Genomic DNA, 15,764 nt, shown 5'->3' on the forward strand with positions numbered 1-15,764 from the left:
CACGCTTAAGCGCTGGTTCAGCGCTAAGCACAAGCGTTAGTCGCGGTCGCGGCCTCCGCGGAAGCCACCACGGCCGCCACGATCATCACGGTCACGGTCCCAACCGCCACGACCACCGCGGCGATCATCACGATCAAAACGGTCACGGTCACGGCGACCACCGCGATCACGGCGGTCATCACGGTCACGGTCCCAACCGCCACGGTTACGGTCGCGGCCATAGCCACGTCCGCCGCGGTCATCACGGTCCCAGCCGCCACGGCCACGGTCGCGGCCGTAACCACCACGGTCACGCGGCGGCGCACCGTGGTCACGCTGGATGTTGATCAGCTGGCCGGAGATACGCGTATCCGTCAGACGGTCAAGCACGGCGTTGTCCAGGTTCTTCGGCAGCTCCACCAGGGTGAAGTCACCGCCAATGGTGATGCGGCCAAAGTCCTTGGAACTCAAGCCACCCTCGTTTGCCAGGGCACCAACGATGGCACCTGGGCGCACGTGCTGGCGCTTGCCCACGTCAAGACGGTAGGTGTCAAAGTTCTCGCTGTCGTTGGCAAAGCGACCACGGCCACCGCGGCGATCATCCCGATCGAAGCGGTCACGGTCACGACGCCCGCCACGGTCACGGCGATCATCACGGTCAAAACGATCACGGTCGCGGCGGTCGCGCTTGTCGCGCGGCGGCTCCTTCATCAAGAACTCATCGCCAGCCTGCGCCTGGGTAGCCAGGGCTGCAGCGATGTCATCCATCGGAATGTTGTTCGCTGCGGAGTACTCGCGGACCATGGTCTTGAACACCTGCAGGTCAGAGGCCTCCAGGGACTCCGTGATGGAGTCCATGAACTTGGTCTTGCGGCTCTCGTTGACCTCATCCACCGTCGGCAAATCCATCTCTTCGATGGTTGCGTTGGTCACGCGCTCAATGGAGCGCAGCATGCGGCGCTCGCGCGGGGTGACAAACAGGATTGCCTCACCGGTACGTCCCGCGCGGCCGGTGCGGCCGATGCGGTGGACGTAAGACTCAGTGTCGTTCGGGATGTCGTAGTTGAGCACGTGCGAGATGCGCTCCACATCCAAGCCACGGGCGGCCACATCGGTGGCCACGAGGATGTCCAAGCGACCGTCGCGAAGCTGATCAACTGTGCGCTCACGCTGCTGCTGAGGAATGTCACCGTTAATAGCTGCGGCGGAGAATCCGCGGGCGCGCAGCTTCTCGGCCAGCTCCTCGGTTTCGTTCTTGGTGCGAACGAATACGATCATCGCCTCAAACTCGGTCACCTCAAGGATGCGGGTGATCGCGTCAAGCTTGTTGCGGTGCGCGGTGAACAGGTAACGCTGGGTGATGTTGGTGTTAGTGCGGGTTTCGCTCTTGACCGTCACCTCTACCGGATCGTCCAGGTACTGCTTGGAGATGCGGCGGATCGCGCCCGGCATCGTCGCGGAAAACAGTGCAACCTGCTTGCTGTCCGGGGTGTCTTCCAGGATGCGCTCAACGTCTTCCTGGAAGCCCATGTTCAGCATCTCATCGGCCTCATCCAGCACCAGGAAGCGCAGGTTGGAAATGTCCAGCGAGCCCTTCTCCAGGTGGTCGATCACACGACCCGGGGTACCCACGATCACCTGGGCGCCACGACGCAGACCGGACAGCTGAATGCCGTAGGCCTGGCCGCCGTAGATCGGCAGAATCTGGATGCCGCCAAGGTGGTCGGCGAAAGATTGGAAGGAGTCCGACACCTGCAGTGCCAGCTCACGCGTCGGCGCAAGCACGAGTGCCTGCGGGTGGCGCTGCTTCGGGTCAATCTGGCTCAGCACTGGCAGCGCGAACGCTGCGGTCTTACCAGTACCCGTCTGCGCGAGGCCGACAACGTCGCGGCCTTCCATCAGATGTGGAATAGTCTGCGCCTGGATTGGAGAGGGCTGCTCGAAGCCAACGCGCTTGACCGCGTCCACAACGTCTTCCGGCAGGCCCAGGTTTTCAAACCCGTTCTCCGGCTTTTCAGTCTCTTCAGCTTCAGTCTCAGTCTCTTCAGAAGCCTCTTCGGCTTCAGGCTCTTGCACAAGTTCGTGGGCCTCAACCCCGACTACGTCTGCAAGGCTCAAAATCTGCTCAGTCTCATTAGTTTCGGCATTGGCTGCGGTCTCCGCAGCGCCGGTATCCTCAGAAACTCCCGCATCCCTGGTGTCCTCACGTGCAGCATCGGCTGCGACATCCTGCGGGTTTTCCTGATTTTCCGACATGTTTACATCCGGCTCATTCTCGCCGCCGGTGGCGTTTTCGGAAATGCTCATTGCTTGCATACCTTAACTCACGGACGCGTTACTCTGCTATTTGTGAAACGTTGTACCGTCCCCCTGCTCGCTGCCACACTTCTGCTCGCCGGGTGCGTGCCCAGTGCCCTGCGTAACGACGCCGCGTCGACTCCCCCTCCCACCTTCGTCCCCATCGAAGACGTTCAGGCGCCGGACGAAGAGATAACCGCAGCTCAAGAGGATGACGGGTACGTAGATGTTGACCCGGAGCTGTTTGCTAACGGGTATGGCGCTGTGGTGGGTGGCAACTCTGGTGTTGCCGGCTGCTTTGTCAAAGACGAATCGTTGGACCCGGACTACCCGGGCCAGTTACTCACGTCGTGTCAGGTGATGTTTCGCTATCCCCTGCCCGAGATGCAGTTCAACGGCGGGTGGCCAGATGCAACGTATTCAAACGTGTTTGACTTTGACTATGACTTGGGCGAGTTCCAGGCTGGTCACTCCCCCGGCTCTCAGGGATTCGCTTCCCCACCACCGGGGCTTGAACCTGGCCAGCGCGTAACCATTTATGGCACCACGTTTACGCACCTGCACAACGGTGGTTTTCGTGTGGAGCGTGACGGCCAGGGCGTGGAGGTGCATAACTCCGTAATTCAGTTCGATGATGACCCGGAAGATCGCATCGCCCAGTCCAAAGAACCCGTGGATGTTGGCACGCAGTGCGGGGTGTTGCACGCGCCGTCTGGGGATGCTTTAGCAGTCATAGCCGTAGAAGACGGCACCAACTGCGACACGGCCATGGATGTGATGGAGGGCTACCGCAAGGCTTTGCACTTTGGTGAGACTGAAGGCCAGGCAGCATTTTGGACTTCCCCTGAGGGGTGGGGTTGCACTGGCCGTTACTTCTACGAGGGCGAGGAATACATCGGCGCAAACGGCAAACTCAGCTGCGGTGACAGCAGCCCGAGTGGTGAGCCGGCGTCAGTAGGCAACGGCGAAGTTGTGGCTGTGCCGTTTGATGAGATCCACCGGCTGCCGTAACGGCACATACCTGCACGTGAGTGCCGTAGCATCGCAGCCATGAAGTCTCAGGTTTCCCGGCGCGCTCTTGCCACGCTTGCTTGCGCCACGTTTACGGTCCTTAGCGCCACCGCCTGCACCGGCGCAGATTCCACTGACCAGGCGCAACAAAACGAGCTGGCTGAGCCAACGCTGAGCGCGGCACCGGTAGACCAGCCGGACGCTACCGAGCAGCCGGAAGAAACAACCGAGTCCGCCCCAGCGCTGACCGAGCGCAACCCGGAAGACTTCGTGGTTGATGGTGCATACAAGCACATGTACGCGATTGTTTTCGGTGACACGTTTAACCGCTGCGTGGTCAAGCCGGCGGAGTACTTTGGTTGCAACGCCGAGTTCACAGGCACGTTGCCGCCGAATGAAACTGACGTGGAGCTCAACGAGGGGCCGGCGGACTACATTTCCTTCCGCGACGGCGAGGGTTTTGAAACCACCAAGGTGTTGGGCACGGATGGTCCGACCCACTACGAAGCACTCAACCCGAATGAGCGGGTCACGCTTGGTGAGTACACGTTTACTATCAACGCCGACGGCACCGTCCGCGGCGAGCGCGACGGCCACTGGTTTGAGCTCACCTCTTCTGGCCAGTATTCCTCGCCCCGTTTCACGCCTTGAGAAATCCTCACAGCCACCTCACGTCTTGCTGTGGACAACCAAGGGTTAACCTTGGCACATGACCACGGCGCCGCAACGCTCCCCAGGCCGGGGGCTCACACATCGACATATTCACTTCATCGCACTTGGTAGTGCGATTGGCACGGGCCTGTTTTACGGCTCTGCTGGCGCGATCCAGGCGGCCGGCCCGTCTGTGCTGTTGGTGTATCTGCTTGGCGGCGCGGTGGTGTATTTCATGCTGCGAGCACTCGGTGAGATGAGCGTGCGCCACCCGGTGCGCGGCTCGTTTGCCGTGTACTGCCGTGAGCACCTGGGCGGTTTGGGCGGCTACATCACGGGGTGGATGTTCGCCTTCGAGATGATGATTGTGTGTCTGGCGGATCTGACCGCCATCGGCATTTATATGAAGTTCTGGTTCCCGGATACACCTGTGTGGGTGTGGATTACGGTCACACTGCTCATCATCGGCGCGGCAAACCTGGCCAGTGTGCGCTGGTTCGGCGAGCTGGAGTTCGCTTTTACCCTGATCAAGGTTGCCGCCGTGGTGGCCATGATCGCGGGCGGCGCGGCCATCCTCGCTTTCGGTCTTGGTGAGAACCCCGCGATTACGGGTGTGGACAACCTCTGGAATGACGGCGGGTTTATGCCCAACGGCCCGCAGGGCATGATTGCAGCGTTTATCCTCGTGCTCTTCGCCTTCGGTGGCACGGAAATCATCGGTGTTGCTGGCACTGAGGCCGATGATCCGGACCGGTCCATTCCCAAGGCCGTCAACACGGTGCCTGCGCGTATTTTGCTCTTCTATGTACTGGCTATCCTGATCATTTTGATGCTGAATCCGTGGCGCACCATCACGGGTGAAGAGTCCCCGTTTGTGCAGATCTTTGACACCCTCGGCGTCACCTGGGCGGCTGGTCTTCTCAACCTGGTGGTTGTCACCGCTGCCCTTTCCGCTATTAACGCGGACTTGTTTGGCACCGGCCGCGTGCTCACCGGCCTGGCTAAGGAGGGCCTCGCCCCGCGCGCAATGGCAAAGACGGTGCGCGACATTCCGGTGATGACCACCGTTTCCCTGTTGATCGTGCTTGTCATCGCCGTGATACTCAACGCCATGTTCCCCAATGTGTTTGAAACCATCGCAGCCCTAGCCACCTTCGCCACTGTCTTTGTGTGGCTGATGATCCTGTTGGCGCAGGTTGCGTCCAGGCGCCAGATGACACCCACCCAAGTCGAATCGCTACGATTCCCCGTGCCGTTCTGGCCCTACGGGCAGTACTTCTCAATCGCGTTTATCCTGTTCACCTTCGGCATTATGGTGTGGTTGCCGCAGTACCACCTGGCACTTGGTGTGGGTGTGGCGTTTCTAGGCATTATGTCGTTGTTGTATTTCGCAACTGGGCGTCCACAAGCAATGCTCTCACTGCCTCCTGAAGCCAAATAGGGCCTAGACTAGGTGGCATGACTGCAACGAATGCATCACTTCCAGAACATGTCACTCCCGGCAACAAGATTGTGCTCATTGGCGCAGGTGCTGTTGGTATCGCGTACGCCTACGCGGTGCTCAACCAGGGCTTGACTGACCACCTGGCAATCATTGATCTTGATCAGGACTTAACCTGGGCGCAGGTTGAGGACCTGGCTCACTCCGTGCCGTTTAGCGGCAACAACATCAAGGTCACTGTTGGCACCTACGAAGACTGCGAGGATGCCGCGCTCATTGTGAACTGTGCTGGCGTAGCGCAGCGCGAGGGCGAAACCCGCCTGGACCTGGTGGCCCGCAACGTGAAGATCTTTGAGTCCATCAACAAGTCCATCATGGACAACGGCTTCAACGGCATCTACCTGGTGGCCACCAACCCGGTGGATGTGCTGACCTACGTCACGTGGAAGCAGACCGGTTTACCGTCGAATCAGGTCATTGGTTCCGGCACGGTGCTGGATACGGCTCGCTGGCGCCACAACCTGGGCAAGTTCTTCGACCTGGCGCCGAGTGCGGTGCACAACTACATCATTGGTGAGCACGGCGATTCGGAGCTTCCGGTAATTTCCACCGGCACGGTTGCTGGTGTGCCGCTGCACGCGATGTTGGAGAAGGAAGCGGAGAATAACCCGGGTATCTACGACGAGATTGATGAGATGTTTGTCAAGACCCGCGACGCGGCCTACGACATCATCAAGCGCAAGGGCAACACCTCTTTCGGCATTGGTTCTGCGCTGGCTCGTATCACCCGCGCCATCTTGCGTAATGAGGACGTCGCCCTTCCGGTTTCCGCCCTACTGCAGGGTGAGTACGCGCAGCGCGACATCTACATTGGCACCCCGACCATCCTGAACCGCGACGGTGTGCGCAATGTGGTGGAGCTTCGCCTCTCTGAAGACGAGTTTGCCAAGTTCGACACCTCCGCCAAGACGCTGCGCAAGGTTGTCGAGTCCACCGGGTTGACCGACTAAGGGGCTTTTGCTTATCGACGCCACGTTGCCCCCTATACTGCCCCCATGCGCATCACAACGCCGCTAGCAATCCTGGTGGAGCGCAACCCTGAGGACTTCAACAACCCAGAACAGTTCTCAGATAATCCGATGGCTCAGTCTCAAACCGTGTGGTTTGAGGAGGGCGGCAACGCGTGCGCGATGTACACGGCGATTTTCCCTGCTTTGTCCACACCGCGGCTGGTTACGGCTTCGTTGTCGTGGATTCCTCTCTAGACATGCTGCTGCAAGACACGGCCATACTCGCGCCGGGCGAAAAAGTGTCTTTCGGCGAGTTCGATTTGTTCCACTTTGCAGACGGCACGATTCGCGTCGAGGGACCAGACAACCTGCGTGTAGCCAACTCAAAGTATGCGGATGCACGCTACTGGCTGGAGCTTGCTCCGAACGGGCAGTATTCTTCCCACCGTTTTGACCCGGCGAATCCCCCGGCCCCGATCACTGATCCGGCCGCACATTTCGCGCCTTTCGTTGAACCTGGGATGACCTACTGCAACTACTTCCGGGCCAAGAGCGGCACGTATGTGGTTTCTGCGTCTGATCCAGACGATTGTCACCCCGCCCCAAACGTTATCCAAAGCTTCGTCTACGAAGACCATGAAGAAACCGCAACCTACGTCGGCCGACCAGAAACCTGGTACTGCCTCAACGGCGAGCACGGCATTGTCTGCAACCACGGCACACGAGACCACGTCGCGGGAAAGTTCGTACCGGATGAGCAGTAGCTACGACCCAAATTAGAATATACATTTGCACCATAGAATGATGTGTGGACTGCCTAGGCTAGATTGATTTAAGGTTCATAGCATCAGAAACTGGAGGACAAATGGAGCAACGGTTCACCTCGCTAGAGATCTGCGCCGGCGCTGGAGGTCAGGCACTTGGCTTGGAGCGCGCAGGCTTTACCCACCAAGCGATGGTTGAAATCGATGACTGGGCTGTAAAAACCCTCCACGCCAATCGTGAGCAATTGGGCGGCGATACCGTGGAGATTCTCCATGAAGACGTTCATGATTTGGACGGCACGAAGTGGCGCGGTCAGATTGATCTATTCGCTGGCGGAGTCCCTTGTCCTCCATTTTCCATCGCAGGTAAACAACTCGGTTCGGATGACGAACGCGACCTGTTTCCCCAAGCGTTGCGCCTGATTGACGAGATCCAACCGAATGCAGTGATGCTGGAGAACGTTAAAGGCTTGTCTCAAAAGCGGTTCGACAACTACCGAACACAGATCATCGACCAGTTAGATGACCTTGGATACACCACCTTTTGGGATCTTTTCCAGGCCGCGGATTTTGGTGTGCCCCAGCTGCGCCCACGTTTCATCCTTGTCGCTTTGCGCAATGAACTCGCCCACCACTTCCGTTGGCCAGAGCCTTTAGATCACCGCGTGAGCGTTGGCGAGGCATTAGGCGAGATGATGGGTGCAGCAGGTTGGCCGGGTGCTGAAGATTGGGCGAAGCAGGCCACTTCTGTCGCCCCAACACTCGTAGGCGGCTCCAAGAAGCATGGCGGACCAGATGTCGGCCCCACCCGCGCCCGTGAAGCCTGGAAACTGATGGGGGTCCGAGGGTCCTCTATCGCCGACGAAGCGCCAGGTCCAGATTTCCCTGTCGGCGACCCAGACAACATGCCACGCCTGACGGTCCCAATGGGCGGAGTGCTACAGGGGTTCCCACACGATTGGCAATGGCAAGGAGGGAAAACGGCGCAATGGAGGCAAGTTGGCAACGCTTTCCCGCCCCCAGTTGCAGAAGCAATCGGCCAATCAATACGTGCTGCGCTCAGCGAAGGGTTGGCGGCTGCACCACAGATTCGGGTCTCGTAGGTTGAGCGATGATCAACGATCCAATCGCACAAGAGTTAGCTGAGTTTTTTCGATCCAGAATTGCTGATGGCGAAGAAATGGGGCGTGTCTTTCGACAAACTTTCGATCAGGCCTACGACGGCCAACACACCGGTCGGTTTCGACCATCAGATTTAAGCAAAACCGAACTCGCCCACATTGGTTCCTTGTTGGAGATCAATATCCGACGTACGTTCGACAGCTTTATATCCGACGGCGATCACATGGATTACAAAATCCTCGGACACGAGGTGGACTGTAAATACTCCAAGGCACCGTACGGTTGGATGATCCCTGATGAAGCAATGGGACATGTCGCCATGCTCTGCCACGCTAGTGAAGAGGCAGCCCTCTTTAGAGTTGGCTTTCTCCGAATAACGCCTGAAGTGCTCAATGCTGGAGCTAACCGGGACCGTAAGCGCACCCTCAACAAACTTGGTCGAGATTCGATTGCATGGGCTTGGATGGAGCATCATTACCCCAAGAACATTCTCCTCATGCTGGAACCTTCGTCTCTCGAACTCATTATGGGACAGTCGAGTGGGCAGGCTCGCTTGGACAATCTCTTCCGTCTCGTACAGCAGGAGCTCATTCCCCGCGGTGTTGTCTACACCGTCGCCCAACAAAAGGATCCCATGAAGCGGATTCGCTATAACGGCGGGTCCCGCTCGAATCTCCAACCTGAAGGAATTCTCATTCTTGGCGATTACAAGCGTCACCAACGGATCGCGCATGCACTTGAACTCCCCGTCTGCCACGAAGGCGACAGTCTCTCGGTGCGTGTACATCCTGCCGAACCAGGATTTTCTGGGCGCACAGTCACAATTGGGAACCATCTGTGGCGAGTTGCAACCCAGAGCGATCCGGTAGTGCCTGCCCCTCGTATCCCCATGGAATGACAAGAACGACATAAAGCAAGCAACGAATGAATGCGACAGCGCGTGCACAGAATTAGCCCTCCCACTGCAGCTTTTTCAACCCGTGATGCTCGTCCCACACCACCTGGACTGCGGTTGTCCTGGAGGCAGTCTGGACAGTGCGGATGTACGGACTCGCAAAATCAGACTACTGATTACCCTCACCACTACCCGCTTAGTGCCGAACTTTCCACCACCACAACCCCATACCCACAGGCCACAATGTCAAGAGTGATTTTCATCACCTACCATTGAGCCAAGTCAGGACCTGCCGAAACTCGCCGTTGTATATATTGTATATAAAGTATAAATTCCCGGCGGTGTATAACAAATATATTCTCTATATAGAGTATAAAGTCCACGGCAGGCAGACGATCGGATCTTCATGAACCCCTTCACTCCCACATTCGGTGTCTCTCCGTCAGTGGTGCTCGGAAGAGAGTCCGTGGTCACGCGCTTCTCCCGAAGTTTAGACGGCAGCGTTGGTGATCCGCGTCGCATCCTCTTGATTTCTGGGCCCAGGGGCATCGGCAAGACCATTACTCTGAACGAGTTGGAAGATGCTGCTGCACAACACGGTTGGATAGTCATCCGGGCTCACCCTTACGACTTGATCGGTCCACTCGTGAACACAATCGTTCCCGAAGCCATTCAAAAAGTCAGCCAGCAAGACAATGGTGGCCGACGCATCACAGGAATCAGTGTCGCGGGAATTGGATCCATTTCAACTGAGCAACGGAACACTCCCCAACCAATACCATCCCTCATTTCTGTCCTTAATCAATTGTGCGATGTTGTCGGCGATCGCTCCGGTGTTTTGATCACGCTGGATGAGGTGCAAAGCGCCGACCCTAACGAACTGTGGGAACTTTCATCGGCCATCCAGGACTTACGACGGGACAACCGCCACATCGCCTTTGCAGCAGCCGGATTGCCCGATGGGATCAACTCATTGCTCAAACATCCGGGCACTACTTTTCTGCGGCGAGCTCAGCATGTAAGCCTTGCCCCGATGACCCCGCAAGAAACTATTGAGATCCTGACGTCCACAGCAGGCGAAGTAAATATCACCCTCAACAGCGACGCTCTCGACAAGGCTGCTGCTCTAACTCGCGGCTACCCCTTCCTTATTCAGCTTCTAGGATTCCACCTGGTTGAGGAAGTACGCTCCGCCAACCGCAGCATCATCGAGCCATTCGATGTAGATGCAGTGACAGAAACCGTTCTAGATACCCTTGGCCAGCTAGTACACGGACCAGCACTCCTCGGGGTCCCACGCTCGCAAACCGACTATCTCACCGCCATGGCTGAAATTCAGGAGGACTCCTCGCCAGTTTCAACCGGTCAAATCGCTGAGCTTCTAGGCAAACGACCTCAAGACCTCACCGTCGTGCGCCAGCTACTTATAGAGCGTGAGCTGCTATACAGCCCACGGCGCGGATACCTGAACTTTGTTATTCCGCACATGGCTCATCACCTACTCAACAGCGGCACCCGAGACACCGGGTGGGACTAAGCGCGAAGGACTAGGGGCGGCTAGGCGCCGAGCCACAGCTCTTGGAGTGTGGCGTACTGGCCCACTTCGGCGGCGAAGGATTCGTCGTGGCAGGTCATGATTACGGCTTGGCCGTTGGTGAGTGCGTCGGCGATCAGCCGGTGAGCGATGCTGCGGCAGGTGTTGTCTAGGCCCACGTCGGGCTCATCAAGCAACACCAACTGCCGATCCTGTGCGAATACCTGGGAAAGTTGCGCCAGCCGCAGGTGCGCTGCCGGCAGGTCCAGCGGGTGTTCCTCTGGGTCCAGAGTCACACCCAGATCCGCTAGGCGGGCTAGCGCGTCGGGGCTGTTGATAAAGCCTGCCGTGGTGACCTCGGCAATCTGGTCTGCTGCGCGTTGCAAGGCCAACGACACGCTTACGCCATGGGTGTTGGCAATGCCGGGGTTGTCGTCGAGCCCTGCGAGGGCGCGCAGCAGCGTCGTTTTGCCGGTGCCGTTTGCGCCGCGCAGCCAGAGCACCTCCCCAGGCCGTGGCGCGAGTGCTACCGGACCCGCGGTAAACACTGGCGTGGTGTCTGCACGGAACTGCCACCACTTGCGGGGACGCTGGCCACGGGTTGCGGCCACCTCCCCCAGCTCCAGCGCCGGCAAACCAGAAGGCTCTACTGGTTCTGGCAGGGTTATGGGGGTGGGGGTGGTTGGGGGGTTTAACGTGGCGTCGATAAGCAAAAAATGCCCCTGACCGCGGGAGGTGAGCACGACGATACGCGAGGGCAGGCTGTCTAACAGCGACTGGATGCGCGCGGCGGAATCCGGGTCCAGACCCGCGAACGGATCGTCCAGCACGAGGATCTCCGGCTCAATGATGGCAACACACGCAATCGCCAGGCGGCGCGTCTGCCCACCGGAAAGCTTCGCGGGGTTGCGCTCCGCAAGCTCGGTGAGATCCGCACGCGCGAGCATGTCGTTGACACGGCGGGTCATTTCCTCGCGCGGGACGCCGCGCTGCTCCAGGCCAATGGCTACCTCTTCGGCAACGGTGTCGCGCAGAAACGTCAGGTGTGCGATCGGGTCCTGGCCAACAACGGCGGCGTTGGGCCAGGTGTCATGAATCTGGTTGGCAAGGGTGCTTAGGCCCGAGCCGGACGCGCCGGTAACAACCACCTGCTTCTGCGTGGAAAGCGCCTGCTCAAGCGCGGTTAGATCCATATCGCCACCCCCAAACACACCACGGGGGCTGCGATGCGGATGATGCACTGCAACGTGGAATCATGCACCGGCATTAAGACCGTGCGGGGGCCAGCAATGCCGTAGCCTGCGGTTTCAAGGGCGCGGCCGCGGTGGGCACTGAGTGTGAGCAGCTCTGAAAGCACCGGCATGATCACATGCGGCACCACCGTTTTGATGGTGATGGGCCGTGCTTGAAGACGGTTCGCGTCACGCACCGCACGCACCCGCGCGCTCGCCTGCGGAATGAGCTGGAGTGTGGCGCCCGCGATGTAGGACAGGCGGTTGCCGCCGCGGCGCAGCTGCAACACCTTGGCTAGGTCGGGTACGCGGATGAACACGCCGGCGGAGAGGATGCAGGCCATGAGGGCGGAGAATCGCAACGCAAGCACGCCTGCGATGGCGAGGCCGTCTTTTGTGATTAACGGTGCGATACGTTCCTGGCCGTAGGGAGCGTGGATCAGCACCATCGACAACGCCACCGGCACAGCCAGCGCGGTGACTGCGGCGATGAGCGCGAAGTTTCGCGTCTTGAGCGTGCCTAGGATCAGCGCTATCGCGAGTACCGCGGCGGAAACGATGGGACGGTTCAACCCCATGACCAGAATCCATCCGGAGGCGCCCAAGGAAAGCGCGGTCAAGGGGTTCAGCATGGGGTTAGACCTGCGGGGTTGGCTGGGTCTGCTCGGTCTGCTTTGCCACGCCCGGCGCGAACGCGCTCACCGTGCGCTTTGGCAGTGCCTTGACGGTGAAAAACGCGATCAGCATGACCAGGACCTTATCCACCGGGTCAGAGATAAACGCCTGGGTGGTTACAGAGGCGATCAGGGACGCGCCCATCTCACGGAAGAGGCTGACCATCGCACCGGTGCCAACACCGGCGGTGCCGCCGTAGACAAACGCTGCAACTGGGGCGGCAACCATGCCACCGATCACGCCGAGCACAAGGCCGTAGACCACGACGAGGCCGATGTTCTTAAACGCGTTGAGGTTGTGAATGAACACGCCAGCCAGGTAGCCGATCAGCGCAGCACCTGCTGCGAACGGCAGGGCTGCCGGGTTCAGTAGACCCCACACCACGTTGTTCAGGGCACCCGTGGTCATGCCGGCGACCGGGCCTGCCAGGGCCGCGACCAACACGGTGCCGATGGTGTCCATGTACAGCGGCAGACCGATCGAGCCTACGATCTCCCCCACCACGGAGTTAATGATCATGGCGATGGGGATAAGGCCCAGCGTGCGGGCCGGCAGCACCGGGACAGCGGCGATGAGCAGCAGGATCGTGCCCACGCCGTAGCCAAGAAGCGTGATGACACCCTGGGTGGAGCCGGTGACGGTGTCCCAATCGGTGGGGCGCAGTAGAACGAGGTAGAGCCAGGTGGCTGCGATGATGACAGCGCCGGCGATCACAAGCGCGCGTCGCGCTGGCGTCCAGGTGGCAGTTTGTGACATTGATGGGCCTTCCAAAGATGTTGCGAGAGCATAAGAGCGCTCGGCAAAACGAGAAACAGGAACCTCCCCTGCTATGCCTATGTCACCTCGGCCGCAGTGGAATCGCTGGGGAAGTTTAGCAGCTTTTTGCTTGAGTTAATGCGTGGGCTAATCCTCGGCCTTGCGGTGATAGCCCGCGGCGAGTGTGGGATCGCCTGCGCTAAACGCTGCGTGCACGCGGCAGGATTGCTCGAATTCTGCCCACGCTGCGTCGATGTCGCTGCTGGTGAGGACCGCTGCGTTGGGTGCGTGCTCGAATATGCCCTTGATATCGGCCGATACTGCCCCGCGCATGAGCTCCGAGTCCGCCTCTACCTGCAGGTAGGCAGGTTCGGTGGTGGCCGGTACGCGATCTAAAGCAACCAGCACGGTGAGCAGGTCATGGATCTGGGCGCCGTAGCCCTCCCCCACGTCCTGGTGGAACTCAAAGTAGAACCGGACGATCTCCTTGAGATTCTGCGCGATGGGTTGCGTACCGAGGAGCTTCACGATTGCTTCAAGACGCTCCGGGGCAAGCCACATCTGCTCCGTGACGTTGAGCGGGCACAGCGTGATCGGGGTGTGCGCCAGACGGAAGACCTCGTTGGCTGCGTGCGGGTCCACCCAGAAGTTCCACTCCGCATTCGGCGTGGTGTTGCCCGGGTAGTTCACTGACCCGCCCATCACCGTGATGTGCTTCAGACGCGCAAAGTGCGCGGGATGCTGGTGGGCGAACACTGCCAGGTTGGTCATAGGGCCTGTCACAATCAGGTGCAAGTCATCCGTGCCGCGCTCAATGGCATCGATCCACAGCTCCTGCCAGTCTTTCTCCACGTGACGCTTTGGTGCTTCGACATAGCCAAGGCCGGTCTCGCCGTGGGTCTCCGGGGTTGTGGTCAGCGGCCACTGCAGCGGAGAGTTACACCCCGCGGCAATCGGGATGGTGCGCAGCCCACACTGCGCCAACACAAAGGCCGCGTTTTGGGCGCACTGGGCGGCTGATACGTTTCCCGCGGACGTCGTCACGCAATCAAGCTCTAACTGCCCCGCATGGTTTGCTGCAGACAGGTAGATGAGTGCGAACGTGTCATCAATACCCGGGTCACAATCCAAAATTACGCGCTGCACGGCTTCGTCTCCTTCCCCAGCACAAGATACACAATCAGCGTGGCGCCAAAGAGCACCCCGCACACGCCAAACGCCGCGCTAAACCCGAACGCCTGGGCGACAGCACCCAACAACACGGGCGCAAGAATCTGTCCAGCATCCTGCGCCATCTGGAAGGTGGAAAGCACCTTGCCGCCAGAGCGATCATTACCAATCACATCGGCCAAGGACGCCTGGATCGCCGGGCTCATCAACCCACTGCCCACACCCGCCAAGACGGAAAGGATCATCAACGGCCAGAAACTGGTGGCAAAGCCCAGCGCCGCGGTAAACACACCAGCGGTGATCATGCCGGCGATGATCATGGGGCGCCTACCCACAACGTCTGCAAGCCGGCCAGAGAACTGCAAGGTCACCGCGGTGCCAAACGCAAATGCGGTGAGCGCAAGGCCGGATGCCGCCGCACCGTGGGTGAACACAGAAGCAGCGAACAGTGGCAACACGGCCACGCGCGCACCGAAGTTCACAAACCCGTTAGCAAAACCACTAGCCAGAAGCGCGCGATACGTCGGCGTGGCCCACGCTGCACCAAGCTGCATCGCCGGCTTCGGCTTAGGCAACACAGCGTTCGAATTCGGCTTATTCGTAAGCACCCACACCAACAGCGCTGCCAAGCCAACCCCGATGCCATACACCGCGAACGGGACACGGAAACCCAAAAACGACAAGGCCGCGCCAATGATGGGGCCGAAGATATTGCCAAGCAAAAAGGCGGTGGCGTACAGCGCGTTGGCACGCCCGCGGATCTGCGGATGGGTTACGCGAACAATGAGCGCCTGCGCAGACAGCGTGAACATGGTTGAACCGAAGCCCGCGATAAAGCGCAACGCCATGATCTGCCAGTACGCCTGCGCGAAAGCGACGAAGAACGTCGCGCCCGCAACGATGCTTAAGCCAGTGAGGTATACCGGGCGCGATCCGAGCTTGTCCACCAGCACGCCAGCACCGGGCGCGCCAAGCAGGCGCGCAAGGGCAAACACCGAAATCACAGCGCCTGCTGCGGCCATGGAGACGCCGAAGCTCGCCGCAAATTGCGGCAGCACTGGGGCGATGAAGCCGTAGCCCAAAGCAATGATGAACGCGGCGGCAACTAACACCCAGATTGTTCGCGGGATCTTTGGTGCCGGTTGCGCCGGATGAGGAATAACTTGAGTCATGTTAGCGACTAGCCTAGCCCGAAATGTTCATCCACCTCAAAGCGCTAAAATAGT

Annotated in this window: 15 protein-coding genes; 9 read left to right on the forward strand and 6 right to left on the reverse strand. The window is 59.4% G+C overall.

All coding sequences use genetic code 11. The annotated features are described in order from the left end of the window. Nucleotides 1–36: 36 nt before the first annotated feature. On the reverse strand, nucleotides 37–2,286 hold the full coding sequence (locus tag HMPREF3104_RS08865; RefSeq protein ID WP_070495224.1) for a DEAD/DEAH box helicase: 2,250 nt from the start codon (nucleotides 2,284–2,286) through the stop codon (nucleotides 37–39). Between the two features lie 42 nt (nucleotides 2,287–2,328). Here HMPREF3104_RS08865 and HMPREF3104_RS08870 point away from each other — a divergent pair, with 42 nt between their 5' ends. The 9 genes from HMPREF3104_RS08870 to HMPREF3104_RS08910 all read left to right on the forward strand — a co-directional run bounded on the left by HMPREF3104_RS08870 (nucleotide 2,329) and on the right by HMPREF3104_RS08910 (nucleotide 10,708). Next, nucleotides 2,329–3,288: a hypothetical protein gene (locus HMPREF3104_RS08870; protein ID WP_141738191.1), complete on the forward strand. Its 960-nt coding sequence runs from the start codon at nucleotides 2,329–2,331 to the stop codon at nucleotides 3,286–3,288. A 39-nt stretch (nucleotides 3,289–3,327) separates the two neighbouring features. Next, complete coding sequence (locus tag HMPREF3104_RS08875; RefSeq protein WP_070495226.1) at nucleotides 3,328–3,939, forward strand: hypothetical protein; 612 nt, start codon at nucleotides 3,328–3,330, stop codon at nucleotides 3,937–3,939. Nucleotides 3,940–3,997: 58 nt separating this feature from the next. Continuing rightward, complete coding sequence (locus HMPREF3104_RS08880; protein WP_070495227.1) at nucleotides 3,998–5,380, forward strand: amino acid permease; 1,383 nt, start codon at nucleotides 3,998–4,000, stop codon at nucleotides 5,378–5,380. Between the two features lie 17 nt (nucleotides 5,381–5,397). Continuing rightward, a complete protein-coding gene (locus HMPREF3104_RS08885) occupies nucleotides 5,398–6,390 on the forward strand; it encodes an L-lactate dehydrogenase (RefSeq protein WP_070495228.1) in 993 nt (330 codons plus the stop codon). Nucleotides 6,391–6,435: 45 nt separating this feature from the next. Next, nucleotides 6,436–6,645 (forward strand): hypothetical protein, encoded by a 210-nt coding sequence (locus HMPREF3104_RS08890; protein ID WP_070495229.1) that lies wholly within the window; start codon nucleotides 6,436–6,438, stop codon nucleotides 6,643–6,645. After that, a complete protein-coding gene (locus HMPREF3104_RS08895) occupies nucleotides 6,630–7,154 on the forward strand; it encodes a hypothetical protein (RefSeq protein ID WP_141738193.1) in 525 nt (174 codons plus the stop codon). Before HMPREF3104_RS08890 ends, HMPREF3104_RS08895 begins: the two co-directional genes overlap by 16 nt. Nucleotides 7,155–7,255: 101 nt before the next feature. Next, nucleotides 7,256–8,257, forward strand: coding sequence for a DNA cytosine methyltransferase (locus tag HMPREF3104_RS08900; RefSeq protein ID WP_070495231.1), 1,002 nt, complete (start codon nucleotides 7,256–7,258; stop codon nucleotides 8,255–8,257). Nucleotides 8,258–8,265: 8 nt separating this feature from the next. Then, on the forward strand, nucleotides 8,266–9,174 hold the full coding sequence (locus tag HMPREF3104_RS12120; RefSeq protein ID WP_083279039.1) for a NaeI family type II restriction endonuclease: 909 nt from the start codon (nucleotides 8,266–8,268) through the stop codon (nucleotides 9,172–9,174). A 403-nt stretch (nucleotides 9,175–9,577) separates the two neighbouring features. Further along, nucleotides 9,578–10,708, forward strand: coding sequence for an AAA family ATPase (locus HMPREF3104_RS08910; RefSeq protein ID WP_070495233.1), 1,131 nt, complete (start codon nucleotides 9,578–9,580; stop codon nucleotides 10,706–10,708). Nucleotides 10,709–10,728: 20 nt separating this feature from the next. Here HMPREF3104_RS08910 and HMPREF3104_RS08915 read toward each other — a convergent pair whose 3' ends face one another. The 5 genes from HMPREF3104_RS08915 to HMPREF3104_RS08935 form a co-directional block, all read right to left on the reverse strand. Then, nucleotides 10,729–11,898 (reverse strand): ATP-binding cassette domain-containing protein, encoded by a 1,170-nt coding sequence (locus HMPREF3104_RS08915; RefSeq protein ID WP_070495234.1) that lies wholly within the window; start codon nucleotides 11,896–11,898, stop codon nucleotides 10,729–10,731. Next, nucleotides 11,889–12,569 (reverse strand): energy-coupling factor transporter transmembrane component T family protein, encoded by a 681-nt coding sequence (locus HMPREF3104_RS08920; RefSeq protein WP_070495235.1) that lies wholly within the window; start codon nucleotides 12,567–12,569, stop codon nucleotides 11,889–11,891. The genes HMPREF3104_RS08915 and HMPREF3104_RS08920 overlap by 10 nt, the downstream gene beginning before the upstream one ends. Before the next feature lie 4 nt (nucleotides 12,570–12,573). Continuing rightward, entirely contained in the window at nucleotides 12,574–13,368 is a 795-nt protein-coding gene (locus HMPREF3104_RS08925; RefSeq protein WP_070495237.1) for a glycosyl transferase family 9, read from the reverse strand. Nucleotides 13,369–13,515: 147 nt separating this feature from the next. Next, nucleotides 13,516–14,514 carry a nucleoside hydrolase gene (locus HMPREF3104_RS08930; RefSeq protein WP_070495240.1) on the reverse strand — a complete coding sequence of 333 codons (999 nt, stop codon included), beginning with the start codon at nucleotides 14,512–14,514 and terminating at the stop codon, nucleotides 13,516–13,518. Further along, nucleotides 14,502–15,710, reverse strand: coding sequence for an MFS transporter (locus HMPREF3104_RS08935; protein ID WP_070495242.1), 1,209 nt, complete (start codon nucleotides 15,708–15,710; stop codon nucleotides 14,502–14,504). Before HMPREF3104_RS08935 ends, HMPREF3104_RS08930 begins: the two co-directional genes overlap by 13 nt. Nucleotides 15,711–15,764: the final 54 nt, after the last annotated feature.

Source organism: Corynebacterium sp. HMSC30G07, from assembly GCF_001806945.1.
Taxonomy (GTDB): Bacteria; Actinomycetota; Actinomycetes; order Mycobacteriales; family Mycobacteriaceae; genus Corynebacterium; species Corynebacterium riegelii.